The 25,428-nt window shown below is 69.5% G+C and carries 21 protein-coding genes and 1 pseudogene; 13 read left to right on the top strand and 9 right to left on the bottom strand.

What is annotated here, in order from left to right:
* The first annotated feature begins 115 nt into the window (after nt 1-115).
* Nucleotides 116-1,213 (top strand): peptidase inhibitor family I36 protein, encoded by a 1,098-nt coding sequence (locus B0293_RS32870; protein ID WP_005153202.1) that lies wholly within the window; start codon nt 116-118, stop codon nt 1,211-1,213.
* Between the two features lie 74 nt (nt 1,214-1,287).
* Here the strand turns inward: B0293_RS32870 and B0293_RS32865 are convergent, their stop codons facing one another.
* From B0293_RS32865 to B0293_RS32845, 5 genes are all read right to left on the bottom strand, one after another.
* Nucleotides 1,288-2,082 (bottom strand): LmeA family phospholipid-binding protein, encoded by a 795-nt coding sequence (locus tag B0293_RS32865; RefSeq protein WP_005153198.1) that lies wholly within the window; start codon nt 2,080-2,082, stop codon nt 1,288-1,290.
* A 45-nt stretch (nt 2,083-2,127) separates the two neighbouring features.
* Nucleotides 2,128-2,382, bottom strand: a complete 255-nt coding sequence (locus tag B0293_RS32860; RefSeq protein ID WP_005153197.1) for a hypothetical protein — start codon at nt 2,380-2,382, stop codon at nt 2,128-2,130.
* Nucleotides 2,383-2,504: 122 nt separating this feature from the next.
* Nucleotides 2,505-3,107 carry a maleylpyruvate isomerase mycothiol-dependent enzyme family protein gene (locus B0293_RS32855; RefSeq protein WP_005153196.1) on the bottom strand — a complete coding sequence of 201 codons (603 nt, stop codon included), beginning with the start codon at nt 3,105-3,107 and terminating at the stop codon, nt 2,505-2,507.
* Nucleotides 3,108-3,114: 7 nt separating this feature from the next.
* A complete protein-coding gene (locus B0293_RS32850; RefSeq protein WP_005153195.1) occupies nt 3,115-4,524 on the bottom strand; it encodes a M28 family metallopeptidase in 1,410 nt (469 codons plus the stop codon).
* A 63-nt stretch (nt 4,525-4,587) separates the two neighbouring features.
* Entirely contained in the window at nt 4,588-5,136 is a 549-nt protein-coding gene (locus tag B0293_RS32845) for a hypothetical protein (protein ID WP_005153194.1), read from the bottom strand.
* A 107-nt stretch (nt 5,137-5,243) separates the two neighbouring features.
* On the opposite strand from B0293_RS32845, the gene B0293_RS32840 reads away from it, so the two are divergent.
* From B0293_RS32840 to B0293_RS44800, 3 genes and pseudogenes are all read left to right on the top strand, one after another.
* Nucleotides 5,244-5,843: a TetR/AcrR family transcriptional regulator gene (locus B0293_RS32840; protein ID WP_005153193.1), complete on the top strand. Its 600-nt coding sequence runs from the start codon at nt 5,244-5,246 to the stop codon at nt 5,841-5,843.
* Between the two features lie 339 nt (nt 5,844-6,182).
* A complete protein-coding gene (locus B0293_RS32830; protein WP_005153190.1) occupies nt 6,183-6,833 on the top strand; it encodes a helix-turn-helix transcriptional regulator in 651 nt (216 codons plus the stop codon).
* 13 nt (nt 6,834-6,846) lie between these two features.
* Nucleotides 6,847-7,833, top strand: a pseudogene (locus tag B0293_RS44800) (cytochrome P450); the annotation flags it as partial.
* 73 nt (nt 7,834-7,906) lie between these two features.
* Here the strand turns inward: B0293_RS44800 and B0293_RS32820 are convergent.
* Both B0293_RS32820 and B0293_RS32815 read right to left on the bottom strand, forming a co-directional pair.
* Entirely contained in the window at nt 7,907-10,273 is a 2,367-nt protein-coding gene (locus B0293_RS32820; protein ID WP_005153189.1) for a helix-turn-helix transcriptional regulator, read from the bottom strand.
* The gene (locus tag B0293_RS32815; protein WP_005153186.1) at nt 10,270-11,424 is read right to left on the bottom strand and encodes an Hsp70 family protein; all 1,155 of its coding nucleotides are present in this window, start codon (nt 11,422-11,424) and stop codon (nt 10,270-10,272) included. Before B0293_RS32815 ends, B0293_RS32820 begins: the two co-directional genes overlap by 4 nt.
* Before the next feature lie 295 nt (nt 11,425-11,719).
* Between B0293_RS32815 and B0293_RS32810 the strand changes: the two genes are divergently transcribed.
* From B0293_RS32810 to B0293_RS32800, 3 genes are all read left to right on the top strand, one after another.
* Nucleotides 11,720-12,847, top strand: a complete 1,128-nt coding sequence (locus B0293_RS32810; RefSeq protein WP_005153181.1) for an IniB N-terminal domain-containing protein — start codon at nt 11,720-11,722, stop codon at nt 12,845-12,847.
* 126 nt (nt 12,848-12,973) lie between these two features.
* A complete protein-coding gene (locus tag B0293_RS32805) occupies nt 12,974-14,740 on the top strand; it encodes a dynamin family protein (protein WP_039916242.1) in 1,767 nt (588 codons plus the stop codon).
* Entirely contained in the window at nt 14,737-15,942 is a 1,206-nt protein-coding gene (locus tag B0293_RS32800) for an isoniazid inducible protein IniC (protein WP_005153175.1), read from the top strand. Before B0293_RS32805 ends, B0293_RS32800 begins: the two co-directional genes overlap by 4 nt.
* Before the next feature lie 5 nt (nt 15,943-15,947).
* Here the strand turns inward: B0293_RS32800 and B0293_RS32795 are convergent, their stop codons facing one another.
* Nucleotides 15,948-16,349, bottom strand: a complete 402-nt coding sequence (locus B0293_RS32795) for a TIGR03618 family F420-dependent PPOX class oxidoreductase (protein WP_005153174.1) — start codon at nt 16,347-16,349, stop codon at nt 15,948-15,950.
* A 140-nt stretch (nt 16,350-16,489) separates the two neighbouring features.
* Here B0293_RS32795 and B0293_RS32790 point away from each other — a divergent pair, with 140 nt between their 5' ends.
* The 5 genes from B0293_RS32790 (at nt 16,490) to B0293_RS32770 (ending at nt 22,321) form a co-directional block, all read left to right on the top strand.
* Nucleotides 16,490-17,707 carry a glycosyl hydrolase family 8 gene (locus B0293_RS32790; RefSeq protein WP_039916240.1) on the top strand — a complete coding sequence of 406 codons (1,218 nt, stop codon included), beginning with the start codon at nt 16,490-16,492 and terminating at the stop codon, nt 17,705-17,707.
* Nucleotides 17,708-17,967: 260 nt separating this feature from the next.
* A complete protein-coding gene (locus B0293_RS32785) occupies nt 17,968-18,936 on the top strand; it encodes an ABC transporter substrate-binding protein (protein WP_005153172.1) in 969 nt (322 codons plus the stop codon).
* Nucleotides 18,923-19,837, top strand: a complete 915-nt coding sequence (locus B0293_RS32780) for an amino acid ABC transporter permease (protein ID WP_005153171.1) — start codon at nt 18,923-18,925, stop codon at nt 19,835-19,837. Before B0293_RS32785 ends, B0293_RS32780 begins: the two co-directional genes overlap by 14 nt.
* Nucleotides 19,830-20,597: an amino acid ABC transporter ATP-binding protein gene (locus tag B0293_RS32775; protein ID WP_005153170.1), complete on the top strand. Its 768-nt coding sequence runs from the start codon at nt 19,830-19,832 to the stop codon at nt 20,595-20,597. The genes B0293_RS32780 and B0293_RS32775 overlap by 8 nt, the downstream gene beginning before the upstream one ends.
* Nucleotides 20,594-22,321, top strand: a complete 1,728-nt coding sequence (locus B0293_RS32770; RefSeq protein ID WP_005153169.1) for an aminotransferase class V-fold PLP-dependent enzyme — start codon at nt 20,594-20,596, stop codon at nt 22,319-22,321. Before B0293_RS32775 ends, B0293_RS32770 begins: the two co-directional genes overlap by 4 nt.
* Nucleotides 22,322-22,372: 51 nt before the next feature.
* Here the strand turns inward: B0293_RS32770 and B0293_RS32765 are convergent, their stop codons facing one another.
* Nucleotides 22,373-23,542, bottom strand: coding sequence for a macrolide family glycosyltransferase (locus tag B0293_RS32765; RefSeq protein WP_005153168.1), 1,170 nt, complete (start codon nt 23,540-23,542; stop codon nt 22,373-22,375).
* Between the two features lie 290 nt (nt 23,543-23,832).
* Between B0293_RS32765 and B0293_RS32760 the strand changes: the two genes are divergently transcribed.
* Nucleotides 23,833-25,383 carry an alpha/beta hydrolase gene (locus B0293_RS32760; RefSeq protein WP_005153157.1) on the top strand — a complete coding sequence of 517 codons (1,551 nt, stop codon included), beginning with the start codon at nt 23,833-23,835 and terminating at the stop codon, nt 25,381-25,383.
* The last annotated feature ends 45 nt before the right edge of the window (nt 25,384-25,428 follow it).

The following is a 25,428-nucleotide window of genomic DNA, read 5'->3' as shown; positions in this document are numbered from 1 at the left end:
CAGCGGAAGAACAGTCTGCCGGTCGTTCTGCATGGGCAAGCCGGATTCCCCGTGGTGGACTGCGTATCGCCGGCCCGGTCCTGGTCGGCGTTCCTTTCTCCCAGGGAGTTCAGACGTGCGTAGATACAGACTCGGGGCGGCCGTCCTGGCCGCGTTCATGATGTGCCTCGCGGGCGGTGTCCCGGCGAACGCCGCGCAGCGCGGCGACCACTGCGTCGGCGACACGGCGACAGGCGTGATCAAGTGCTTCGACAGCGTCGGCGAGTCCCTCGCCGCGGCGTCGGCAGGCAAGGTCGGTGCCTCCGCGACGGTGATCAGCGTGCTGTACGAACACGGGAACTTCGGCGGCGCGAGCCTCGCCGTCACCGGCTCGCCGTGCACCGACGGCACCAGCCAGAACCTCGGCTTCCTCGCCGACTGGAACGACAAGATCTCCTCGTTCCAGACCTTCCAGAACTGCTACATCACGATGTACGAGCACGCCGAGTACCAGGGCGAAAGCCAGGAGTGGTACGCCAACGACAGCGGCAACTACGGGTCGAACATGAACGACCGCGGCAGTTCGGTGAAGTACACGCGCGGACCCTCCCGCGCCGAACTGCTCAAGGACTGCGGCCGCGCCACCAAGACCTGCAACGCCCACGTCGACCAGCGCGGACAGGACTTCTACGGCAGCTGGGGCCGCGTGGACACGGTCTACAACTGCAGCGCCAACAAGATCACCCAGGTGATCGGCAAACGCGACACCCGCAGCGGCAAGAACACGGTGTCGAACGAGATCAGCGTGAGCGCGGGCTTCGAGTTCCTCGTGGACTGGTCGGTCGCCTACAAGCGCACGTGGGGCCAGGAATGGGGCTGGGAGACCAGCGAAAGCGTCGAGACCCGGATCGAGGTGAACCCGGGCTACTGGGCGGGCCTGGACCGCTCGCCGGTGATGCGGGTGGCCAGCGGCTCGTACGACATGTGGTACGACAAGCGCCGGTGGGGTCACAACCAGTGGTACGTCTGGAACTTCAGCGGTGAAGGCCCGGCGCCGGGTGTCGTGGGCCAGACCAGGACGGTCGGCAAGAAGATGACCTCGGACGAGAAGAAGAAGGTGTGCGGCAAGGCGACCGGGCTCGTGCGGTCCTCCGCCGCCGCGCGGACGGAAAGCGCCGCGGCGACGCCGGCCGCGCCTCCGGTGCGTGTCGCCGAGGGACGTCTCCACAGCTGATCCAGCGATGGTTTGCGCGTGAAGGCCCCCTTCCCTCGGCTCAGCCGAGGGAAGGGGGCCTTCACGCGCCACGGCTAGCGGCCGCCGAGCCTGGGCAGGGTCAGGGTGGTCACCGCCGTCGTCACCCAGCCCAGCAGGTCACCGAGCGGGATGGTGGACAGCTTCTCCGGCCATTCCTCCGCCAGCGCGTGCAGGACCAGATGCCCGTCGTGCGCTTCGACCGCGGTGAGCCGGATCCCTTGCGGGAGTTCCGGCAGGGGCAGCACGATCGGCTTGAGCCGCGACGGCGGGCCGAACCTGCGCCGTCCGATGTGGACGGACATCGGCCGGAGCACGACGGCGTCGTCCTCCACGGTGGACTCCAGCGCCAGGTGTCCCCAGCGAGGACGCTTTTCCCAGCGGATGTGGAAATGCCCGTCTTCGCCAGGCGTCACGATGATGCCCGGCCGGGCATCGGCCACACGTGCCTGCAGGACCTCGGGAGACACCCGGATCGCCATCTTCACCTGCTCGGGGATGGCTGCCGGGGAGGGGAGTGAGCGGAGACGGACGTTCGACGCCAGGACGGTGATGCGCTCGAGCGGGGTTTCCGGCCAGTCGACGTCCTCGACGACGATGCGGACGTCGCCGATCCGGCCGGTGGCGGCCAGGCTGAGACTGTCGGCCTGGTAGTCGAGCCCGGTCAGGGTGAGCCCGACGTCGTGGCCGTCCACTTTGGCGGTCAGCCGTCGCCCCACCAGCTGTTCGGTCACGGTCTTCAGCACCGCGGCCGGGGTGACGGGCACGTTGGGCAACAGCGCCCGCCCGGCGGCGGCAAGGCCGAACAGCTCGGGAAGGGGGTTCAGCTCGAACCATCTGCCTTCGCTCATCCGACCAGTGTCGCCGAACGGGACGCCGGATGCCGCCGCAGGGGGTCAGCGGGCCGCGAAACGGGCGATCACGCCCGCCACGATCACCCAGAACGCCGCGGCCAGACCGTAGTCGAGGATGACCGCGAGATTCGGGTCACTCACCGGGAAGAGCCCCGGCCAGAACAACGCCAGCGGCCTCGCCAGCGCCTGGATGAAGATGAAGAAACCGTTGCCCGCGTTGGCTCCCGCGAGCACCATGACCATGTACAGCAGCTCGATGAAAGCGAACACGGCGCCGATGCCGGTGATGACCCGCACGGCGGTGTTGCTCCTACTGGTGGTTCGCCATCTGGACATGCCGCGAAAGTTCCCGAATTCCGCGGTGACAAACGCTTCAACGGCGAAATTGCGCCGATCGGCCGTATCCACGTACTCCTCGGTCAACCGGCCGGTGGGTCGTCCAAGGGGGCGCCTCGCCATTGCCAGCCGACGCGGGAGGGCCGTCCGGGAAGGTCCGTCCGGTCCGTCGCCCACAGCAACGCGGTCCAGGGGTCGACGTCACCGGCGTCGACCTCCGGGAACATCCGCGCGAGCACACGCGAACAGACGTCGCGTGGCGGATCGAGGCTGACGCCGAGCCCCCTGGCCATGTCCTCGCCGTGGACCAGGGCCTCGATACAGCCCATCCCGGCGAACCCTTCGAGGTCGGCGTTGCCGCTCCGGTGGGGCGCGCGGATGTCCGGGGCCGCCGTGCGGAGAACGGCGGCCAGGATGCCGCCGCCGACCGTGACGAACTCCAGCAGATCCGACGGCGTCGCGGTCTTGTCGGCGACGGCTTCGAAGCAGACGAAACGCGGCGTCGACGGCCGGGCGATCAGCTGCCCCGCGTAGGAGATGAGGCAGTCGCCGAGGTGCTCGGCGGTCTGCCAGGCGTCCAGGTCGCCGGTGCCCGGCGCCCGCGACCAATCGCTGTTCGCCGCCTGATGCAGCCCGGTGGTCACACTCCTGATCGCCGCGTCGAGGTCGTCGGGGGTGACTGTCATCGTGGCATCAGCTCAAGGGTGTCGGAAACGCGACCGGACCGCGGCGGCCGTTCTTCCCGACCGCGCGGACACCGAAGAACACGTTGTCCTTCGACAGATCCACCTTAGCCTCGGTCGTGTCGCCGACCCCGATGACGTGTGTCCAGTCGGCCGCCGTCGTCTCCCGCCAGACGACCTCGTAACCGGCGAGATCCGGATCGGATCCACGCCGCCACACCAGATCCGTGTCGTTCGTCAGCTGATCGGTCCGGATCCGCACGTCTTCGGGGGTACCGGGCGCCGTCGCCAGCGACCACATCGTGGCGGCGTTCACCCGCGCGACCCTCGCGATGAACGGGAAGTCGCAGAACTCCGGCAGATCGCCGAACTGCTTCCCGTTCTCCACGCGGACGTCCTGGTGCTGATGCGCGTAGTCCTCGTGCGGCTCGGTGAACCGCGCGGCCGGGTATCCCTGCTCCAGGAACGGGATGTGGTCGCCACCCCGGAGATACCGGTCGCGGCGGTAGATCACCCGCACGGACATACCGGTCGCGTCGTTCTCGGCGACCGAGCGCGCGAACCGGGCCAGCTGACGGGACGGCGAATCGTTCTCGCCGCCGACCGCGCGCCGGATCTCCGCCTGTGCCGGGGTTTCCGACGTCGGAACGCCTTCGGCGAACAGGCGGATCGTGCGCGGGTCCCGCGTCCCGTCGTCCGCCCGGCTCGAACCGACGATGTCGTTGGTGAACATCGCCTGCACGTTCGTGCCCGCCGTCTTGAACCGCGTGGCCATGTGCCGCGCGCCGAACAGGCCCTGTTCCTCGCCCGCGACCGCCGCGAACACGATGGTCGCCGCCGGGCGGCGAGTGGCCAGCACCCGGGCGAGTTCCATCGCGACGGCCACTCCGGAGGCGTCGTCGTCGGCGCCGGGAGCGTCCTTCGTCGCGTCGAGCGGATCCGAACACCGCGAGTCGTAGTGGCCCGAAACGACGTAAACCCGTTCCGGCGTGGTGGATCCACGCAAGGTGGCGACGACGTTGGTGATCGTGGTGGCGACGGGGATCCGGGGCGGGGCGGGCGGCTGGACGTAGGACTGCAGCTCGACCGTCATCCGGCCGCCCGACCTTTCCGCGGATTTCCGCAGCTCCGCGAAGATCCAGTCGCGGGCGGCGCCGATGCCCCGGACGGGATCGGTCTGCGAGGACAACGTGTGCCGCGTCCCGAACGCGGCGAGCCTGCGCACGGTGGCTTCGATGCGGTTTTCGTCGATCTCCCGCAGGATCGCGCGCAGTTCCGCGTCAGGTCGTTGCGGTGAAAGAGAAACGCCGGGGCCTCGATCGCCCAATTCCTCCGCACCGGCCGGGACTCCGGTGAGTGCGACCGCCGAGAGCGCGGCCGACGTGGACAGGAAAACTCGTCTGGACTTTTCCGCAGCCATTCTTCGTTCCTACGCGCCCGTTCTCCGGGCGTCTACCCGCGAACGGATGGGTGCGGCGGAGTGTCAGAGCCCGTCGGTGGAGTGGCGGCCGAGGCGGATCGCCGAGACGAGGAAGAACAAGCCGCCGAGGGCGGCGTATCCGGCCAGGTTGACCAGTGACGCGTCCGGCTGCGTGGCTTGCAGGATGAAGGACGTCCCGGCGACGGTGGAGATGGCCCCGCTGGCGATCATCGCCCCTTGGCCGCCCAGTTTGCGGCGGCCGATGCCGACGGCGAGCTGGACGAGGCCCGAGACGATCGCCCAGGCTCCCCACACGCGTAGGACCGCCGGGATGCCGGAGCCGGCGGCGATCGCGAGGCCGATGCCCGCGATCCCGCTGATCGCGATGTTCACGTATAGGCCCAGCGTGTCCTTTGACGAGCGAAGGTCGACGAGGGCGGCGGCGACGTCGAAAAGCGGGTACAGCACGAGCAGCGCGACACTGATCGGCCCGAGCGTCGACGCGGTCGTGAACAGCAGGCCCGCCCAGACGAGGGCGAAGCCGAAACGAACGAAGTACAAGCGTCGCAGGGCGGGCGCGATGGTGGGCGCGGTGACGGCGTGGCTGCTCACGAGAGCTCCTTAAGCTTTAAAAGAGGAGAACGTTCGGTCTACTTGGACAGTGGCAGCCCGCCGTCGTCCCGTCAAGACCGAACGTTCTATCCCGTAAGATGCCGGTAATGACGAACGTCCGCGGCAAGGCCTCCGAAGCGCGGTCCAAGCTGCTCACCACGGCGACCAGGCTCTTCTACACGGAGGGCATCCACTCCGTCGGCATCGACCGGATCGTGGTCGAGGCGAAGGTGACCCGCGCGACCCTGTATCGGCACTTCCCCGGCAAGGACGACCTGATCGTCTACTACCTGCAGGAGGCCGACCAGGCCATCCGCGACCAGGTGGGCGCCATCCTGGCCAAGGAGTCGCCGGCGCTCGACACCCTCCGGGCGATCGCCGAATCCATCGCTGCGGGCATCCGGTCGCCCGGCTTCCGCGGGTGTGCCTTCCTCAACGCCGCCGCGGAGTACCCTGACCCGGCCCACCCCGTGCACCAAGCCGTCCTCGCGCACCGCGAATGGTTCTCGCGTGTGATCACCGAAGCGCTGGCCAATGCCGGGGACGCGCCGGCCGAATCGGCCGCCCGGCGCTTCGTCCTGATGCGGGACGGAGCGATGGCCACCGGTTGCCTGTCCGACCCGGAACCGATCTGCGAAACCTTCCTCCAGGACGTCGAGGACCTGCTACAGCGTCATGTCGCGGTCAGCCGAGGAGAGCCTGGGTGATTTGGCGGGTGGTCTGCGCGGCGAAGCGAGGACTGACGGCGGCGTCCACGTCGAGCGCGGCGCGGAAGGTAGCTCGTGTTCCGGCCGACATGAGCGTGAAGGGCCAAGGGTGTCTTAGGTACCTACTGGCCCCTGGCTGCTGCTGTTGACAGGTCCGGTCCGTGAAGGCCTCCTTCACTCGGCTCAGCCGAGGAAACTCGACCTTCACCCCCTCTGCCGAGCGCCGATGCCGAGCCGGTGCAGGTGGTCGTAGGTGGCGATTCGGGTTAGAACACGAATCGCCACTCACGACCGGTATTTCGCTGGCGCGATCTACCCGTGCCGGGGTCCAATCGGGGCGTGAACAGCGACTTCGCGCCACCCGCGGACCTGGCTGACCGTGTCAGCCGGGTGTGGCGTCGCGCCGGGGAACTGCCGCCCGCGTTGCCGCAGCCGTCCGTGGACCTGCTGGTGTTCGCGGACGGTTCGCTGTGGTTGAGCGGGCCGGAGACCGAGGCCAGGACCGGGAGCCTGACCGAGCCGTTGACGGGGGTGCGGTTGCGGCCGGGGACGTGTGCCTCGGTGCTGGGGATCGCCGCGGACGAGGTGCCGTTGGCCGGGATGCCGTTTCCGGGGGAGGGGCTCGACACCGGGCTGCGGGCGTTGCGGGCGCCGGCCCGGCCTGCCGACCCGGCGGTGGCGCACGTTCTCAAAGCCATGCACGCGGCTCCCGGGGCGCCGGTGTCCCGCCACGCGGCCGAGGCCGGGCTGTCCGAGCGGCAGTTGCGGCGGCGGTTCCTGGTGGCGGTCGGGTTGAGTCCCAAGGCGTACGCGCGGGTGGCGCGGCTGCACCGGGCGATGGCGTCGGCGCGGTCGTCGCCGGTGCCGGACTGGGCGGAAATCGCCGTCCGCAGCGGTTTCTACGACCAGCCGCACATGATCGCGGAGTTCCGGCGCGCGGTCGGATCGTCCTGTGTCCGTTTCTTCCAAGCGTCGGCCGCCGGCGGGTAGCACCCTGTCGAGTATGTCCGTCGAGGAGATTTTCGCTTTCCACCGCCAAGAAGCAGGCCCGGTGCGGTTCGTCGAGTCGTTCGGCGGCTGGGTGGTCACCCGGTACTCCGAAGTGGACAGAGTGCTCACCGAGCACGCGGTGTTCTCCTCCGACGAGCTGCGGCACAGCACCCAGCCGATCCCGCACAGCTCGAACCCGTTGCTGCGTGGCCTCCAGGCGATGGATCCACCCCGCCATCACGTCCTGCGCCGGATCGTCAGCCAGGTCTTCACTCCCCGGGCCGTGTCGGCGCTGGAGCCGGTGATCACGGCGAGGGTCCACGCGCTGCTCGCCGACGCCGGGGAAAGTTTCGACCTGATCGGTGAAGTGGCTTATCCCTTGGCCGTACACACGATCGCGGGTCTCCTCGGGGTACAGCCGTCGCGATGGCCGGACTTCGCCCGCTGGACGGAGGCCATCACGTCGTTCTTCGGCACCTTCGCCGCGGACGAGGCCCGCCGGACCGCCTTCCACCAGGCGACGACGGAAATGGGCGACTACTTCCGCGAGGAGTTCGAGCGACCGGCAGGCGTCATCGCGACCCTGATGGCGTCAGGCCTCACCGAGGACGAGCTGATCGACTTCTGCGCGCTGCTGCTGATCAACGGCCACGAGACGACCAAGACCCTGCTCGCGAACGCCGTCCTTTGCCTTGTCTCGCAACCGAAACCGGCCGACCTGCGCCTCGCCGTCGAGGAGGTCCTGCGCTACCTGCCGCCCACCGGCGGAACGGATCGGTTCGTCACCCGGCCCACCACCCTCGGCGGCCACGAACTCCGCCCGGGCCAGCGAGTCGTCGCGATGATCACGGCGGCCAACCGGGACCCCGAGGTCTTCCCCGACCCGCATACCTTCGATCCGGACCGGGCGCCCAACCCTCACCTGTCCTTCGGCCACGGCATCCACTTCTGCCTGGGTGCCCACCTCGCCAGGATGGAGGTCCGCATCGCCCTCGCCGCCCTGTTCGAGCGGTCTTGGCGGATCACGGACCTGGATACCCGGCGGACCCCGGTCGGCATCGACGTCCTGGAAGTCACCCTTGCGGCTCGCCCGCGGGAAGCAGTTCCCGCAGCATGGCCAGCAGTTCCCGCCGGTCCCCGGCACCGAGTTTCCCCCGGATCCGGGCCATGTGATGCTCCACGGTCTTCCCCGAGATGAACAGTTTGCTCCCGGCCTGCTTGTACGTCAGCCCGTCGACGACCAGCCGGGCGACCTCCAGTTCCCGTTCGCTCAACGCGCTCAATCCGGTGGCCGCGACGGGTTCCGGGGCGCGCCCCTGGAACTGCCGGGCCGCTTCGAGCAGCTGGACCATCGCCTTCCGGTCCGAGGTCCGGATCGCCGCCTGCCCGGCCAGCCGGGACGCGTCCCAGCCGAGCCCCAGTTCGTGCAGTTCCGACGCGGCCGCGGTGATCGCTTCGGGATCGAAGGATCCGGTGAGGACCGCGAGCCAGCAGGTCGCGGCGTCGGCGAGTGCCGCCGGATAGCGGCCACAGGGCGCGAAAGCGTTCAGCGCGGCCAGATGTTCGCCTGCCGAAGCATGATCCTCGATCGTGATGGCGGCGTGCAGTTCGTGCCAGCGCAGCGTCGCCGTCCACAATGGAGGGTTGCCGAGCGAGTCGAGCACGGCGTGCGCGCGCTCCAGCTGACCGGCGAGTTTGGCGCTCGCGCCGCCCCGTGCGGCCGCGATCGCGAGTTCTCCCAGCGGCAGCAACGAGTACAGGTCCGGCTGCTGCCGCATCGACGCCTGATACGCGCGGTCCCAGGATCGTTGCAGGCCGGGAATATCGCTCGCCCGGCGCGCCAGACCCAGTTGAAGGGTGGCGGCGAAGAGTTCGTCGCGCGCTTCGAGACCGTCCGGCGGCATCAGGGACTCGGCGGCCGTCTTGAGGTCGCCCGCGGTCATCGCGACCCAGCCGAGCAGCAGCCGGTGCCGTTTCGCGAGCAGGTCGCCGCCGATCCGCCCGGCCACCGCGCGGCTCAGCACCGACTCGGCCAGCGCGAGTTCGCCGGAATGCAGACCCACCAACGCCGCGAGGGCGGCAGGGCTGTCGGGGAGCGGTGCGGGCGCTCCCGCCGATTCCAGCATCGACGCAGCACCCAGCAGGGCCGACAGCGTTTCGGCGCCGCATCCGGACACCGAGCCGGTGATCGCGCGCGCCGTCCGTGAAGCGGCGCCCGCGAACAGGGTCGGGACCTCCGGGGTCTCCAACACGCCACGTGCGGCTTCGAGTTTTCCGGTGCCCAGCAAGGCGATCGCGGCGAACGCCTTCGAGCCGGCCCGGCCAGACCATTGGTATAGCTCGGCGCTGTGCGCCAGTTCACCGCGATGCGCCAGCACCGTCGCGGCCACTTCGGCGCCCGCGGCCCTGGCGTCGGCGGCATCAGGATCGTCAGTACTGCCGAGCATCCCGTCGCCGAGCCGGAGCGCGGTGTCGAGGTCCCCGGCCAGCGCCGCGGCGTGCGCCCAGCCGACGGTGAGCGCCGCGCCGCGCCCACCGGCCTCGGACGCGGCTTCGTAGAACCGCGCCGCGAGTTTCGTGTCGTCGGGCATCGCCTCGCGCGCGGCCGCCTCGAAGGCCGCCGCCGCGCTGGCGCCCGAACTTCCCGTGCCCAGCAGGGATCGGGCGAGGTCGAGCACCGGAAGCCCGTCACGCAGCTGGAGTTCCACCAGCCGTTGCAGCACCGTCAGCCGCCGCCCCGGCGAACCCCAGCCCCGGACGGCTTCGGCGGCGATCGGCAGCAGGACGTCGTCCTCGCCGAGGAGCCCGGTCGCCCTGGCGCCGTCGAAGACCTCGGGCAACCCTTCGCGATCGCGGTTGAGCAGGGCCGCCAGGAGATCGAGGTTCCGGCCCGCACCCGCTTCCGCCGCGATCAGGTAGCGGTGCACGTCGTCGTCCAGCTGTTCCAGCTCACCGCGGAAGTCCGCGAGCCTGCCGGTGACCGCGCGGAGCACGAGCCCAGGCACGCCGCCGGTCCGGGCGTGGACGTCTTCGGCCGTGGCCGCGTCGCCACCGGCGTGCTCGACGAGCCGACGGACATCGTCGACGCCGAAAGCGCCCAAAGCCACTGACCTGCCGAAGGAATCGGCGAGCGCGCGCAGGGTGGTCGTCCGCGCGGCGGGCCGAAAGGCGAGGACGACGGGCGCAGTCGTTTCCTCCGCCAGCGCTTTGATCTTCGCGATCTCGTCGTCACCGAGCTGATCGGCGTCGTCGACCAGCATCGCTTCGACCCCGGCGCCCGCGTAGTGGCGCCCGAGCAGGCCGAGCAGATGGGTCTTCCCGTGCCCTCCGGGGGCGACGACGGTGACCCGCACCGGGAGTTCCGGGGCGGCGGTCACCTCGTCGAGCAGGGGCCGGGCACCCGGATGGATGATGCCGGGCTTGTCGAGCAGTGCGTTCAACAGCGACCTTCGGGGGACGGAGCCGCGGCGCCGGGGGTGGACGGCGCGCACGAGCTCGAGGTGGCGGGAGGGGCTTCGGGACCCTTGTCTGCGGTGGCTTCCCGAGTGGTCAGGGTGAGGAACAGCGTGGTCGCGGCCAGCACCACGACCGCGGCTCCGGCGACGATGGGCTTGCGTCGGCTGAGCAGTTTCGCCGCCCCGGTGCGTTCTGGCAAGGGGAACGGGGTGATGTCGACCGGCGGCCGTTCGGGCCGTTCGGTGAGCTCTTCGAGTGCGTCGACCCGGGGGAGAAGGGTGGTTTCGACGGTTTCCACCGCGGCCAAGGCGTTCGACCGGGGGCCGCCGGGTTGGGGAACGTCGCGTCGCGCGGCGATGTTGGCCGCGCCGGTCGCCACCGTGAGCACCGGGTCGCTCGAAGCGAAGACGGGGCACGGCGTCCGGCCGGAGACCGGCGGCGCCTCGCCGCAGAGCACGATGCCCGCCAGCGCCTGCGGCGGGACCCCGGCGCCGTGCGCGAGTTCGAAGACCTTGCCGACGGCCTCGCCGGGATCGACGCCTTCCACCGTTTTGACCGGTTGCCAGCCGTTGACGCCGGCCGCGGCGATCGTGACCACCGCGCCGTCCGGGCCGAACTCGCAGACGCCGGCGGTGACGTCGCCGCGCGGGGCGAGATACGCGTGCAGTGCGGCGACGGGCGCCGGAACCAGTGCGGCGCGGGGGAATCCGGCTTCGGCCAGCGCCCGGCGCAGCAGGTCACGGCGGTACGAGCCCCAGCCGACCGGATGCGTGAGCACGAGGTGCCGCGGTTTCTCGCCGAAACGCTCGGCGGCCTGATCCACCGCGGCGTCCACGAGGACCGCGCTGAGGGATTCGGGCGGGAACCGCTCACCGCCGACGATCACGGGGACGTCGTCGCCGACCCGCTCGTGGAACCCGGTCAGCAGCCGGGCGGGCGCGGACTGTCCCGCTTCGACGGCGGCGTCCCCGGTGAGCAGGTAGCCGTCGTCGTCGAGGAACACCGCGGACGCCGCCGACGGGCCGCGCGCGCCGAGCCACGACGGCTCGGGCACGCCCCAGCCGTCGCCTTGGTTCACGCAGGTGGCGGCGGTGGTGCGGGTCGAGGCGATATCGATGCCGAGGACGTAGGGCAACGAGCATCCTCCTTCGCTTGACCAAGCCCCTAAGGACCCAATAGGGCCACTCACCTGAATGGCTTGACCCATCCGGGTGAGGGTTGGCATTAAACCCAACCGGATGCGTCTCGGTTAAGCCCCTAACGCCCTAACGATGTCATACCGATCCCCTATTGGCTGAGTGAGAGACGACCAGGAGTGATCCCCGATGTGCCGGGGGTACCGCCTCACTAACTTCGGTGACCTGCGCTCAGCCGTGCCCTCCGGCCGCTGAGCAGGCCCCACCGACCTAGACCCCCAGGAGAGTCCTTTCATGGGTTCCGTCCAGACCCTGCACGACTTCACGCTGAACCTGCTGAACGACACCGCCGCTCGCGCCGCGTTCGCCAACGACCCGCAGCAGATCCTGGCCGAGGCCGGCCTCGGTGACATCAACGCCGCCGACGTGCACGAGGTCGTCCCGCTGGTGCTCGACTTCGTCCCGGTCGGCACCGTCACGGACGCCACCGGAACCGCCGCGGCCACCGCCGACAACCTGGCCGGCTTCGGCGGCGTCACGAACGTCGTCGACGGCACCGACGGCGAGTGCGCCGACGGTGTCCAGGGCGCGATCGACCAGCTCACCGCGCTGACCGCCGGCCTCCCGGTCGCGGTCCCCGGTGTCGACGGCCTCCCCACCCTGCCCTCGGTCCCGAGCCTCCCCGGCGCCGGGCTTCCGGGTGTTCCGGCTCTGCCGGAGCTGGGCGCGCTGCCGGAGCTGGGCGACCTGCCCGCCGTCCCGGCCGTTCCCGCCGTCGGCGACCTGCCGATCGACGTCCCGGGTGTGCCCGCCGTCCCGGCCGTCTCCGACGTGACCGACGTGTCGAACGCCGCCGCCGGCGTGACCGCCCTGGCGCAGAACACCGTCGGCAGCTTCGGCCTGACCGACGACCTTTCGCGTGGCCTCGACGCCGGTTCCGTCGCCCAGGCCGGTGACGTCGCCACCGGCGCCGTCGACACCGCGACCGACCTCGCCCACGCCGTCCCGGCCGTGGACACCGCCGGGCTCCCGGCCGTCGACTCGGTTCCGGCCGTCGGCGACCTGGCAGGCGACCTGCCGCGCGCCGACGGTGTCGCGGGCGGTGCCCCGGACTTCCTGTCGACCGTCGGTGACCTGACCAGCGTCATCGGCCAGACCGGCGTCGCCGACGTCACCACCAAGGTGCACGACGTCGCCAACAACCTGGGCAACGGTGACATCGCCAACAACATCGGCGGCAACCACGGCGACGTGACCGGCAACGTGGCCAACGAGGTCGCCAACGTCGCGAACCACGCGGGCGTCTCCGACGTCCACGACGTGGTCTCCGAGGTCGGCAACAACGTCACCCACAACATCGGCAACATCGGTGACATCCACGTCGGCGATATCGGCTCGGGCAACGACATCCACATCGGCTGAGCTGAATATCTTTCATTTCTTGTCGTGTGCACGGGCCCCGCGATCGCACCAGGTCGCGGGGCCCTCGCGGAATGTTGGCCCATGCCACATTGATTCCGCGCTTGGTTAAGGGAACACTGCATCCCCGTGACAGCCCCCGCCTGGCTCGACGTGCTCAACGAGACCTTGGACGCCTGTGCCGCCCACGGACGCGCCGACCTGGCCGAACGCCTCCGGCGCAGACGGGACCAGCGGACCCCGGGCACCCGGATCGCGGTGGTCGGTTTTCCCAAGCAGGGCAAGGGATACCTGCTGAACGCGCTGCTGAACGCCCCGGTCTGCGCGGTCGGCGACGCGAGCACGCCCGCCGTCCCCACGGAGATCGGGTACGCCGCCGATCCGGCCGCCACACTGGTCGGGCACGGCAGGGAAAGCGTGCCGGTCGGTGAGCTGGCCAAAGAACTCGAGGTCCGGCCGCCCGGCTCACTGCGCCGGGTCGAGGTCGGTCTGCCGCGCGAACTGCTCGGCACGGGACTGGTGCTGGTGGACACCCCGGCGATAGGGGATCCCCGATCGCCGCGCACGGCGGCCACCCTCGACGTCCTCGCCGACGCGCACGCGGTGATCCTCGTCTCCGACGCGACACAGGAACTCCAGCCCGCCGAACTCGCGCTGGCGCGCCACATCCGGACCTGGTGCCCGGCACTGGTGCTGGCGCTGACCAAGATCGACGTCAGCCCGGACTGGCGGGAACTCGCCGCCCGCAGCCGCACCGCGCTTTCCGAGACCGGTGTAGTCGCCGACGTCTTCCCCGTGTCCGCGACGGTGCGCCAGGCCGCCGCGAAGGCCGGTGACACCGTCCTCAACGGACAGTCCGGCTTCCCGGAACTCCTGAACTGGGTGGGAGAACAGGCCGCGCGCCCGATCGAACGCACCCGGGCGCTCGCCGCCGCGGTGAGCGTCCGCGCGGCGGCGGTCGAACTGGTCGAGACGTTGCAGACGCGGCTCGACGCCGTCTCGCGGGACGACGGGATCGACCAGGTCACCCTGCTGCACCAGGCACAACGGCGCACCGAGGAACTGCGGAGGCAGAACGTCCGCTGGCAGAACATGTTGTCGGACGAGATCACCGATCTGGTGTCCGACGCCGAATACGATCTGCGCGAACGGACGCGGCTGATCGTGCGGCACATCGACCGCACCTTCGACGAAGGCGATCCGGTGCAGATCTGGCCGGATTTCCAGACCTGGCTGGAGGACAACCTCGCCGAGGCCGTCGAAACGAACTACAACTGGGTTTCCGACCGGTCGACCTGGATCGCGCACGCGGTCGCCACGAGTTTCGGGCCGCACTACGGTCAGGCGCCCGACCTGCCGCTGACCGGATCCGGGGTGGACTCGATCCCCGAGGTCGGCGCCCCCAAGATCGAGCGGTTCAAGATCGGGCAGAAGCTGTTCACCGGACTGCGCGGTTCCTACGGCGGTGTGCTGATGTTCGGTCTGGTCACCAGTCTCGCCGGGCTGCCGCTGATCAACCCGGTGTCCCTCGGCGCCGGTGTCGCGTTCGCCACCAAGAGCGTGCGCGACGAGGGTGGGATGCGGCTCCAGCGACGCCAGGCGCTGGCTAAGGCAGCGGCACAACGGCACGTCGACGACGTGTTCATCCGGTTCAGCAAGGAGATCAAGGACGAGGTCCGCCAGGTGCAACGGCGCCTGCGCGATCATTTCACCGCGCTGTCGGACCAGCTCGCCGAAGACCTGACCCGCCAACGGGAACTGATCATCGCCGGATCCGCCGAACGCGAGCGGCGCACCCAGCGGGTCAAGAAGGAGATCGACCGGCTCGCCGCCCTGCATCGGAAGGCAGGGGCGCTCGGCAGCGGCGCCGCGCCGCGCCGGGAGCTCTCCGCGTGATCGCCCTGGACGTCCGAGAGCTGCTGAACGAGGCCGCCGCGCAGTACCGGGACCGCCCGCACGCGGTCGCGATGCTGCGGGAATGCCTGGAACGGCTGGAAGAACCGCTGCGGGTCGGCTTCGTCGGCACACCGGGGACCGGGAAGTCCACTTTGGTCTCCGCGCTGTCGGAGTGGCCGACGCGGGCCTTGCGGGAGATCGATCTGTTCGACACCCCGGCGCCCGCCGAACACGTCGACGCGACGGTGCGCCTGGTGCGCCATCTCGAACCCGACGAGCTGGCCGGTACCCGGCAGGTGGGCGGTTCGGTGTTCGCCCGGCAGACCGCGGTGAACACGGTGCTGGTGCTCGGCCGGGCCGACGAGGTCGGCGCCGGCCGGATCGACGCCTTGCTCACCGCGAAACAGCTGGCGCGCCGGGCCTGGCGGGAGGATCCGGACTGCGCGGGATTCCAGGGAGTCATCGCGGTCGCCGGGCAACTCGGTTACGCCGGAAGGGCGTTGCGGGACGACGAGTTCGAGGTGTTGCGTGCCCTGGCGTCGGTCTCCCGTCCGGACCTGGAGCGCCATCTCCTGTCCGTGGATTCCTTTGTGGACGACCCCTTCCCGATCCGGGTCTCGCCGGAGTCGCGGAAACATCTGGTGTCGCGGTTCGGGCTCTACGGCGTCCGGCTGGCGATCACCCTGATCCGCACCGGTTGCGAGAGCAGGCTCAAGCTTTCGGCGGAACTCGTGCACCGCAGCGGTCTCGGCGACCTCAGGGACACGCTCGCCGGATGCTTCGTCGCCAGGGCTGAAGCGCTGAAGGCGCGCACGGCGGTGCTGCGGCTGGAGGGACTGCTCGCCGCCGAACCGCTCCCGCACGGCGACCGGCTGGCCGCTCGCGTGGAGCGGTTCGCCGCCGCCGCGCACGACTTCCGGGAACTGCGGCTCATCGCCGGCATCCGCGGCGGCCGCACGGCGTTGTCCGGGGAGATCGCCGAGGAGGCCGTCCGGTTGCTCGGCGCGCAGGGCCTCGCGCCGACCGAGCGGCTCGGTCTCGAACCCGACGCGGACCCGGCCGAGATCCACGCGGGCGCCGAAAGCGCGCTCGTCCGCTGGCGGCACGAGGCGGAACGGGCCGACGCCGCCCACGCCGAACGCGCCGCCGCACGCGTGATCGTGCGTTCGGTGGAAGGGCTGCTCAGCCTGTTCGTCGGGTGAGGGGGTCAGGCGTTGCCGAGGACCCGGCTCACGGCGATCTCGATGACCACGCGTTCCGGGTTCGGCTTGGGCTGCCGGTAGCGCGCGGCGTAGCGGTTCTCGGCGTCGCGCACCGACTCCGGGTCTTCGCGCAGCACCGCGTGTCCCTCCAAAGTGGACCAGCGCGGTCCGTCGATCTGGCAGGCGGCGACCGGAATGCCCTTTTCGCCCGCTTCCTTGATCATCCTGGCCTTCTTGGACGAGCGGAACGTGATCACGCGGGCGATCCCGGCCTCGAAGTCCACAGTGACCCCGACCGCGACGACATGCGGGGTCCCGTCGGGGCGGACGGTGGTCAGGGTGGCGAGGTGGCGCTCGGTCCAGAAGTCCCGGAAGGACTCGTCGCGCGCACTCAAGTCGATCTTCATGGTGTCAACGCTAGGGCACTGTCACGCAGACGTCATCTGCGGTAATAGTAAGGAAACTTTCTTAACTCTCTTGTTTTTGGCCGATTCGGCTGTCACTCTCGAAACGCGCCGCCGCCACCAACGACGTTTCCGGAGGAGCCATGAGAAAGACCGTTCGGACAGTGCTGGCCGCGGCCGCGCTGACCGCCGGGCTGGTCGCGACGACCGCCCCCGCCACCGCGGCCACCGCTCAAGGAACCCCATACCTGCCGGGCGTTCTGCGCCCGTCGGTGTCGCAGGCGACGCAGGACGCGGCGCTCGCCAAGTACTACGACTTCTGGAAGAAGAACTTCCTGACCACCAAGTGCGGGACTGGCACTTACGCGGTCAAGGCGCCGGACGCCGACCACGCCTTCGTGGCCGAGGGCCAGGGCTACGGGATGACCATCGCGGCCATGATGGGCGACAAGGACTCGCAGGCCCGCACCATCTTCGACGGCATCCTGAAGTTCGTGAAGGCGCACCCGTCGTCGATCGACAAGGACCTGCACGCCGCCGAGCAGAACGAGAGCTGCAAGAGCGTCAACGGCGTCGACTCGGCGACCGACGGCGACCTCGAAATCGCCTACGGCCTGCTCATCGCCGACAAGGTCTGGGGCAGCTCCGGTTCGGTGAACTACAAGTCCGAGGCGCTGCGGATCATCAAGGCGATCAAGCGCAGCGAGGTCAACTCCAGCACCAAGTTCATGCGGCTCGCCGACTGGGCGGACGACGCCGAGTACACCAACAGCTCGCGCTCGTCCGACTGGATGCCGGGCCACCTGCGCGCGTTCGAAAAGGCCACCGGCGACTCGTTCTGGGGACAGGTCCGGACCCGGCAGGAGCAGGCCGTCACCCAGCTCCAGCAGAAGTACTCGCCGAAGACCGGGCTGATCCCGGACTTCGTCGTCAACACCAACTCCACGCCGAAGCCCGCTCCGGACGGCTTCCTCGAGGACCACGACCCGCACTTCGCGTGGAACGCCTGCCGTGACCCGTGGCGGCTTGGCGTCGACGGCATCACCGTGTCGGGCAGCCCGGCGCAGGGTCAGGTGAAGAAGATGAACACCTGGATCCAGCAGACGACCGGCGGCGACCCGGCCAAGATCACCACCGGCTACACGCTGGCGGGCGGCAAGCTCGCGGGCGAGACGGGTCAGCACCCCTGCTTCACCGCGTCGTTCGCCATCGCGGCGATGAACGATTCGGGCAGCCAGGCCTGGCTGGACAAGCTGTGGACCAAGGTCACCACCTGGACGCCGAACGCCACCGACTACTACGGCACCGGCATCACCGTGCAGGTCCTGCTCATCCTGTCGGGGAACTACATCGCGGTCTGACCGCCATCCGGCCGCTTCCCTCGTGAAGGCCCCCTTCCCTCGGTTCAGCCGAGGGAAGGGGGCCTTCACGCGCTCGCCCCGCCCCCTCGCCGCGCTGCGTTTAGTCCTCTGGATGCGGTACTTGCGTGTGCAAGGACCGCACCCAGAGGACTAAACGCGACAAGGCGGACATCCACCGGACAAGATTTCAACTGTCAGTTGACCTCTTCAACAGGCAGTTGTAGCGTCGGCGACCACCCGAGGCACCGTGGAGGACCGTCATGCCGTCGACGCCGCACACCCTGACCCGAACCTGGCGCTTGGCCGTGCTCACCGGCCTGGCCGCGCTCGTCACCGCGGCCTGCGGAGGCGGGCCCGACGGGGCAGGCGGCCAGGAACCCGCGGCCTCCGGGGCGCCGTCCGCGATCCCGGACACGGCCGCACTGATCGAGGCCGTCCAAAAGGACACCGCCGTCGCCGGCACGCTGCCCGCGAAGTACGCGCAGGCCGGGATGCTGCACCTGGCGTCGAACCTGCAGTCCGCGCCCAACAACTTCTACGCCGCCGACGGCAAGACCCCGATCGGCTACGAGGTCGACCTCGCCAAGGCCATCGGCAAGAAGCTGGGCGTCACCGTGCACCACCAGGACATGGCGTTCGGCTCGCTCATCACGAGCCTCCAGTCCGGCCGCGTCGACCTCACGATGGCCGCGATGAACGACACCAAGACCCGCCAGGCGCAGATCGACTTCGTCGACTACTTCTCCTCCGGCATCACGATCATGGTCCGCAAGGGCAATCCCGACCAGATCTCCGGCCCGGACACGCTGTGCGGCAAGAACGTCGCGGTCGTGCAGGGCACGAGCCACCAGAAGTTCGCCGAAGAGCAGAACGGCAAGTGCACGCAGGCGGGCAAGCCCGCGCTGACCGTGACCGCGACCGATTCCGACACCCAGAACCAGAACCAGCTCCGCACCGGCCGGGTCGCCGCCATCCTCAACGACCTGCCCAGTGCGGTCTACATCTCCCGCACCGCCGGCGAGGGCAAGTTCTTCGAGGTCGTCCCGGGCGAGCCGATCAACGGCGGGCCGTACGGGATCGGCGTCAACAAGGAGAACAAGCCGCTCGCCGAGTCGATCCAAAAGGCGTTGCAGTCCCTGATCGTCGACGGCGGCTACGGCAAGATCCTCCAGGCCTGGGGTGTCGAGCAGGGCGCGCTCAAGGAGGCGAAGCTCAATGGCGGAAGTTGAGCGGGCGCCCCTTGAGCCGCTGCCCATCGTCCGGCTGAAGCACTGGGGCCGCTGGGTCAGCGGTGTGATCATCCTGGTGCTGCTGGTCCTGCTCGGGATCGCACTCGGGAACGCGCAGATCCAGTGGGATTCGGTCCCGGAGTTCCTGTGGTACCGGGTGATGGCGGTCGGCCTGCTCAACACCGTGCTGCTCGCGGTGATCGCGCAGGGGTCGGCGATCGTCATCGGCATCGTGATCGCCCTGATGCGCCGCTCGGCGAATCCGGTGGCGCGCTGGTTCGCGGCAGGCTACATCTGGCTGTTCCGCGGGCTTCCGGTGCTGTTGCAGATCCTCATCTGGTACAACCTCGCGCTGGTCTTCGAGTTCATCTCGATCCCGCTGCCGTTCGGCGGCTACCTGCTGCACGAGCAGACCAACGTGCTGATCACCGCGTTCACCGCCGCGCTGCTCGGGCTGGCGCTCAACGAAAGCGCGTACATGGCGGAGATCGTCCGCGCCGGGTTGAACAGTGTCGACAGTGGACAGACCGAAGCGGCGAAGTCGATCGGGATGTCGCCGGGCGCGACGCTGCGCCGGGTGGTGCTGCCGCAGGCGATGCGGGTGATCATCCCGCCGACCGGCAACGACTTCATCAACATGCTCAAGGGGACGTCGATGGCTTCGGTGATCGGGGTGACCGAACTGATCCACGCCGCCAACAACATCTCGTCCAACAACCTGCTGGTGATGGAGACCCTGCTGGCGGCCGCGGTCTGGTACATGGTCGTGGTGACCGTCGCCGGGGTCGGGCAGCACTATCTGGAGCGCGCCTTCGATTCCGAAGACCGGTCGCGGAGCCCGTTCTCCCGCGCCGCCAAGGCCTTGCGCACCGCGCCGCTGGTGAGGAGTGAACGTGGCTGAGGCACTGCTGAAGGCCGTCGGCGTCCGCAAGAGCTACGGCCACACCGAAGTACTGAGCGGGATCGACCTCGAAGTCCACAAAGGACAGGTGGTCTGCCTGCTCGGCCCGTCCGGCGCGGGGAAGAGCACGTTCCTGCGCTGCGTCAACCATCTGGAGACGATCGACGCCGGACAGGTCTGGGTCGACGGCGAACCGATCGGCTTCCGGCTGCGGGGCGGCAAGCTGTACGAGCTGAAGGAACGCGAGGTCGCCCGGCAGCGGCGTGACATCGGCATGGTGTTCCAGCGGTTCAACCTGTTCGGCCACCGGACGGCGTTGCAGAACGTCGTCGAGGGGCCGGTGCGGGTACTCGGTGTCCCCTTGGACGAAGCCCGGGAGCAGGCGCTCGAACTGCTCGACAGGGTCGGCCTCGCGCACCGCGCCGACGCCTATCCGGCGCAGCTCTCGGGCGGGCAGCAGCAGCGGGTCGCGATCGCCCGGTCGCTCGCGATGAAGCCGAAGCTGATGCTGTTCGACGAGCCGACGTCGGCGCTCGACCCGGAACTCGTGGGCGAGGTGCTGGCGGTGATGGGTACGTTGGCCGCGGAGGGGATGACGATGGTCGTGGTGACGCACGAGATGGGGTTCGCGGCCGAGGCCGCGGACGAGGTGGTGTTCATGGCCGACGGCGCGGTCGTCGAGACCGGCCCGCCGGGGGAGATCCTGAGCGATCCGAAGCACGAGCGGACCCAGCAGTTCCTGGCCAGGGTCCTCGCATGACGCGGATCGCCCCGCGGTACCTGCTGCAGTTCGACGAACCGGCCGGGTACCTCGACTTCGCCCGGTTCGGTCCGCCGTCGCACGCCGTGCTCGACACGACGGCGAGCCTGCTCGACGCCTCGACCAAGGCCGGTCCGTCCACTGTGGACGACCTGATGCGGCAGGAGACCCGCGCCAAGGCCGCCGCCGCGCGGCTTTCCGGCAGCGACACCGACCACACGGTGCTGCTTCCGCATACCAGTCTCGGACTGTTCCAGGCCGCGTTCAACGCCCCCAGCGGTGAAGCGCTGGTGTCGGCGGCGGAGTTCCCGGCCAACACCTATCCGTGGGCACGGGCCGAACAGGCGGGACGGCTGACCGTGCGGCGGCTGCCGCTCGGGAACGTCACGGCGGACGCGGTCAAGGCGGCGCTGACGCCGGAGACGTCGCTGGTCAGCGTGAGCGCGGTCGACTTCCGCACCGGGTATCGCGCCGACCTGGCGGCGATCCGCGAGGTGGCAGGGGACAGGCTGCTCGTCGTCGACGGCATCCAGGGCTTCGGCGTGACCGAGGCGCCCTGGGAGGTCGCGGACGTGCTCGTCGTCGGCGGTCAGAAATGGCTTCGGGCGGGCTGGGGCACCGGATTCGCCGTGCTGTCCGACCGCGCGTTGGAGCGGATGGAACCGATCCTGTCCGGCTGGACCGGCGCCCGTGACCCGGGTCTGTTCGACGACGAGATCCATCCGGCCGACGACACCGCGGCCGCGTGGTCGATCTCGAACCTCAGCCCGATCACCTCGGGCGCGTTCGCGGCCGCGTTGGAGCTGGTCGAGGAGGCGGGTGTCGCGGCCATCGCCGGACGGATCACCGAACGCGTAGGCGAACTCGAAGAAGTCGTGAAATCCCTGGGAGGAGAGGTGGTTTCGGCCGTCGAGCGACGGGCCGGGATCCTCGCCTTCACCCTGCCGGGGCACGCCGCCGAACAGGTGGGTTCCGCGCTGGCGGACGCCGGGATCGCCGCGACCGTGCGGCCGGAACACGTCCGGCTGTCCCCGCACGCCTCGACCCCGGCGAGCGCGGCGGAACTGGTGCGCTCGGCGTTGGTTCGCTTGACGAAACCGGCCCGTGTCTTCGAGGTTCCCGCCGTCGCGTCGGCGGCCTCGGGGGACCTGCTCACGGCGCTCGTCCCGGCGGTGCACGCGCTCGCGGCGATGCTGGGGCCGGGCAATGAAGTCCTGCTGCACGATCTGAGCAGGCTGCCGGACTCGATCGTCGCCATCGCGGGCGACCTCACCGGCCGGACGGTCGGCGGGCCGATGACGGATCTCCTGCTGGGCCTTGTCCGTCGCGGCACCACGCAGGACCTGACGAACTACGAGACCCACGGCCCCGACGGGCGCGCGATCCGCTCCTCGACCCTGTTCCTGCGGGACGCCGACGGGGTCGCGATCGGCTGCCTGTGCGTCAACCGGCTGTCCGACGGCGCGCCCAAGGCCAACGGGCACGAACCCGAGACGTTCCCGCCGGACGTCGACAGCCTGCAACGGTTCCTGATCGGGCGCGCGGTGACGAAGGCCGGGATCCCGGTGGACCTGATGAAGAAGCGGCACAAGGCGGCCGTGGTCCGGGAGCTGGACGAGGCCGGGTTCTTCCTCATCAAGGACTCCGTGGACCACCTCGCCGGGGAACTCGACGTCACGCGGTACACGATCTACAACTACCTGAACGAGATCCGGGGCACCTGAACGCTCGTGAGTGGTGAGGACGGTTCTAACCGTCCTCACCACTCACGAGGCTTACCGCAGGAAGGACTCCACGGCGTCCGCCGCCCGGTCGATCCCGCCGTTCCCCCTGGTCTCGGTCTGAACCTCGGCGAGACGCGCTGCCACCTCAGGTGACCCGGCGACCCGCTCGACAGCCGCCCGCAACGTCGACGCCGTCACGTCGGCGGCCGCGAGTTCCTCACCCACGCCCAGTTCCGCCAGCTTCGCCGCGTTGCCGAAACCGTCGGTGGCCAGCGGGATCGCGACGGTCGGCACGCCGTACCACAGCGATTCGGTGCTGCCGCCCATGCCGGCGTGCGTGATGAACGCCGACGCGGCCTCCAGCACCGCGAGCTGCGGGACGAACTGGTGTACCTCGATGTGCCCGGGCAGCGGACCGAGCTCGGTCGCGTCGGTCTGCCCGATCGAGATGACCACGTGCCAGTCGGAGTCGCGGAACCCGTCCACGCACGCGCGGAACAGGTCGAGCTGGTCGGTGAACGCCGTGCCGAGCGACATCAGCAGGACCTTCTTGCCGTTGGCGGGCGGGGTCCAGCTCCGGTCGGCGAGCCGTTCCGGGTCGAGCGCCGGGCCGACGAACCGGACCGACGACGGCACCCGCTCGACGTTGGGCTGCATCGCCCTCGGCAGCAGCGCGAGCACCTGCTCCGGATGGGAGATCCAGTCCCAGGCGTCCGCCTCGATCCCGTTTTCGTTCAGCCACCGGGTGAAAGTGGCGAAGTAGTCCTTTCCGGTCGGCGAGGACCGGATCGAGGTCAGGATCTCCGCCATGTCCTCTTCGTAGCCTTCCCAAGCGACATACGTCGGGGAAAGCTGCACCGCCGGAACGTCGTAGCGCCTGGCGAGCAGCGGCGCCGGAAGCCCACCGATGTCGTACAGCAGCAGGTCCGGGCGGTCGTCGTCGTAGAACCCGGTCAGCACCGGCATCGCCTGGATGCCCTCGTCGAGGAAGACCCGCATCTGCGACGCCGGGTCCTCGGGCCACGCCGACTGGTCGCCGAGCGGGAGGATCGAGGGATGCGGGACGATCTCGGCCCCGGTCGGTTCGATCAGCCCGGTGAGCGGCTCGCCCACGACGTAGCTGACGCGGTGCCCGCGAGCGACCAGCTCACGGATGACCGCCAGCGAGGGGTAGATGTGGCTCGGCGCGGTGCAGCCGATCATGGCGATGTGCTTCTGCATGATGTCCTGTCTGGATCCGTGAAGAGACGTCAGACGGCGCGCAGAAGAAGGGGCCTCCCGATCGCGGGGGCCCTGCGGTCACGCCGTCTCAGGCGGTGCGGATGCGCACGTGATAGATCATGATCCGCACCCTAGCGCGCCCCGCATGGCCTCCCAACCGATTAACCGGCTGCCCGGTTTGCCGCGATCGGGACCCGCCGTTGGTAGGGATCTTCTCGGGAGGGCTTTCGCAGGTCACGCACGTGGATAGGGTTTCGGGGCTTTCACCTTTGGAGGGAAAGGGAGAAACCTTGAGACGTGTTCTCACCACCGCGCTGGCCGTGGCCACGCTCGCCTCGGTCGCGGTGACCGCGCCCGCCGGTGCGGCTGAGGCGGCACAGCCCGCCGAGACGATCACCTGGGGGGCGTGCACCGACCCGGCGTTGATCAGCGCCGGAGCCGAATGCGGCTTCCTGCCGGTCCCGTTGGACTACTCGCGGCCACGCGGCGAGAAGATCCAGCTCGCGCTCAGCCGCGTCAAGCACAAGACGTCCGAAGCGCAGTATCAGGGCGTCATGCTCACGAACCCGGGCGGCCCCGGCGGTTCCGGGCTGCTGCTCGCGACCCGCGGACCGCGCGTGCCGAACCACGCCGGCGACGCCTACGACTGGGTCGGCTTCGACCCGCGCGGCGTCGGCTCCAGCAAGCCCGCGCTTTCGTGCATCCCGAACTACATGGACTACAACCGGCCGAACTACGTGCCGACGACGCGGGAGCTGGAGAAGACCTGGCTTCAGCGCTCGAAGTCCTACGCCGACGCGTGCGCGGAGAAGAACAGCCGCGCGCTGCTCGACAACATCAAGACGACCGACACGGTCAAGGACATGGACGGCATCCGCAGGGCGCTCGGCGCGGAGCAGCTGAACTTCTACGGGTATTCCTACGGCACCTACCTCGGCCAGGTCTACGGGACGCTGTTCCCGCAGCACGTCCGCCGGATGGTCCTCGATTCCACTGTGGACCCCCGCAACGTCTGGTACCAGGCCAACCTGAACCAGGACCTCGCCTACGACGTCAACCTCAACATCTGGTTCGGCTGGGTCGCGTCGCACGACGACGTCTACCACCTCGGCAAGACCCAGGCCGCGGTGAAACAGGTCTTCGACGAACAGCTGAAGAAGCTGGCCGCGGTTCCGGCGGGCGGCTACATCGGCCCGGACGAGTTGCTCGACGTGTTCAATCAGGCCTCCTACTACCAGCTGCGCTGGACGCTGCTCGGTGACGCGCTGGCGAAGTTCGTCAACAAGGGCGACTGGCAGACGATGAAGGGCCTGTTCGAGAGCTTCGGCGGCCGCGGTGACGACAACAGCTACGCCGTCTACCTCGCCGTCCAGTGCACCGACGTGAAGTGGCCGCAGAGCTGGCAGCAGTGGAAGCACGACAACTGGCGGACCTACCAGAAGGCCCCGTACTTCACGTGGCAGAACGCCTGGTTCAACGGGCCCTGCCTGTTCTGGCCCGCGAAGCCCGGCAAGCCGGTCAAGGTCGACGGCAAGAAGGTGCCGAGCGTGCTGATGATCGGCGAGACGCTCGACGCGGCGACGCCGTACGAAGGCAGCCTCGAAGTGCGTAGTCGCTTCCCCGGCGCTCGCCTGATCGGTGAGCCGGGTGGCACGAGCCACGCGATCACCCCGCGCGGCAACGCGTGCGTCGACAACCGGATCGCCGACTATCTGGCGACCGGGGCGCTGCCCGACCGCAAGCCAGGGCGGACGGCCGACGTCGAATGCGCGCCGCTGCCGCTTCCCGTACCTCCGCCCACCCCGCCCGCGGCCGCCGCACTCTCCCGGGTGCCCGCCTAGTCCCCAAGTGCATGAAGGCCCCCTTCCTTGCGCCTAGGTACAGGA

It is taken from the genome of Amycolatopsis azurea DSM 43854 (assembly GCF_001995215.1).
Classification (GTDB): Bacteria; Actinomycetota; Actinomycetes; order Mycobacteriales; family Pseudonocardiaceae; genus Amycolatopsis; species Amycolatopsis azurea.
Note: the sequence above shows the minus strand (reverse complement) of the source record. Positions and strands in the feature narration are given on the sequence as shown.

Excerpts from the sequence above, each read along its gene's own strand:
- B0293_RS32850 (WP_005153195.1), bottom strand. The coding sequence starts at position 4,524 with ATGGCTGCGGAAAAGTCCAGACGAGTTTTCCTGTCCACGTCGGCCGCG.
- B0293_RS32865 (WP_005153198.1), bottom strand. The coding sequence starts at position 2,082 with ATGAGCGAAGGCAGATGGTTCGAGCTGAACCCCCTTCCCGAGCTGTTC.
- B0293_RS32855 (WP_005153196.1), bottom strand. The coding sequence starts at position 3,107 with ATGACAGTCACCCCCGACGACCTCGACGCGGCGATCAGGAGTGTGACC.
- B0293_RS32765 (WP_005153168.1), bottom strand. The coding sequence starts at position 23,542 with ATGCAGAAGCACATCGCCATGATCGGCTGCACCGCGCCGAGCCACATC.
- B0293_RS32790 (WP_039916240.1), top strand. The coding sequence starts at position 16,490 with ATGAGAAAGACCGTTCGGACAGTGCTGGCCGCGGCCGCGCTGACCGCC.
- B0293_RS32810 (WP_005153181.1), top strand. The coding sequence starts at position 11,720 with ATGGGTTCCGTCCAGACCCTGCACGACTTCACGCTGAACCTGCTGAAC.
- B0293_RS32780 (WP_005153171.1), top strand. The coding sequence starts at position 18,923 with ATGGCGGAAGTTGAGCGGGCGCCCCTTGAGCCGCTGCCCATCGTCCGG.
- B0293_RS32795 (WP_005153174.1), bottom strand. The coding sequence starts at position 16,349 with ATGAAGATCGACTTGAGTGCGCGCGACGAGTCCTTCCGGGACTTCTGG.
- B0293_RS32840 (WP_005153193.1), top strand. The coding sequence starts at position 5,244 with ATGACGAACGTCCGCGGCAAGGCCTCCGAAGCGCGGTCCAAGCTGCTC.
- B0293_RS32785 (WP_005153172.1), top strand. The coding sequence starts at position 17,968 with ATGCCGTCGACGCCGCACACCCTGACCCGAACCTGGCGCTTGGCCGTG.
- B0293_RS32770 (WP_005153169.1), top strand. The coding sequence starts at position 20,594 with ATGACGCGGATCGCCCCGCGGTACCTGCTGCAGTTCGACGAACCGGCC.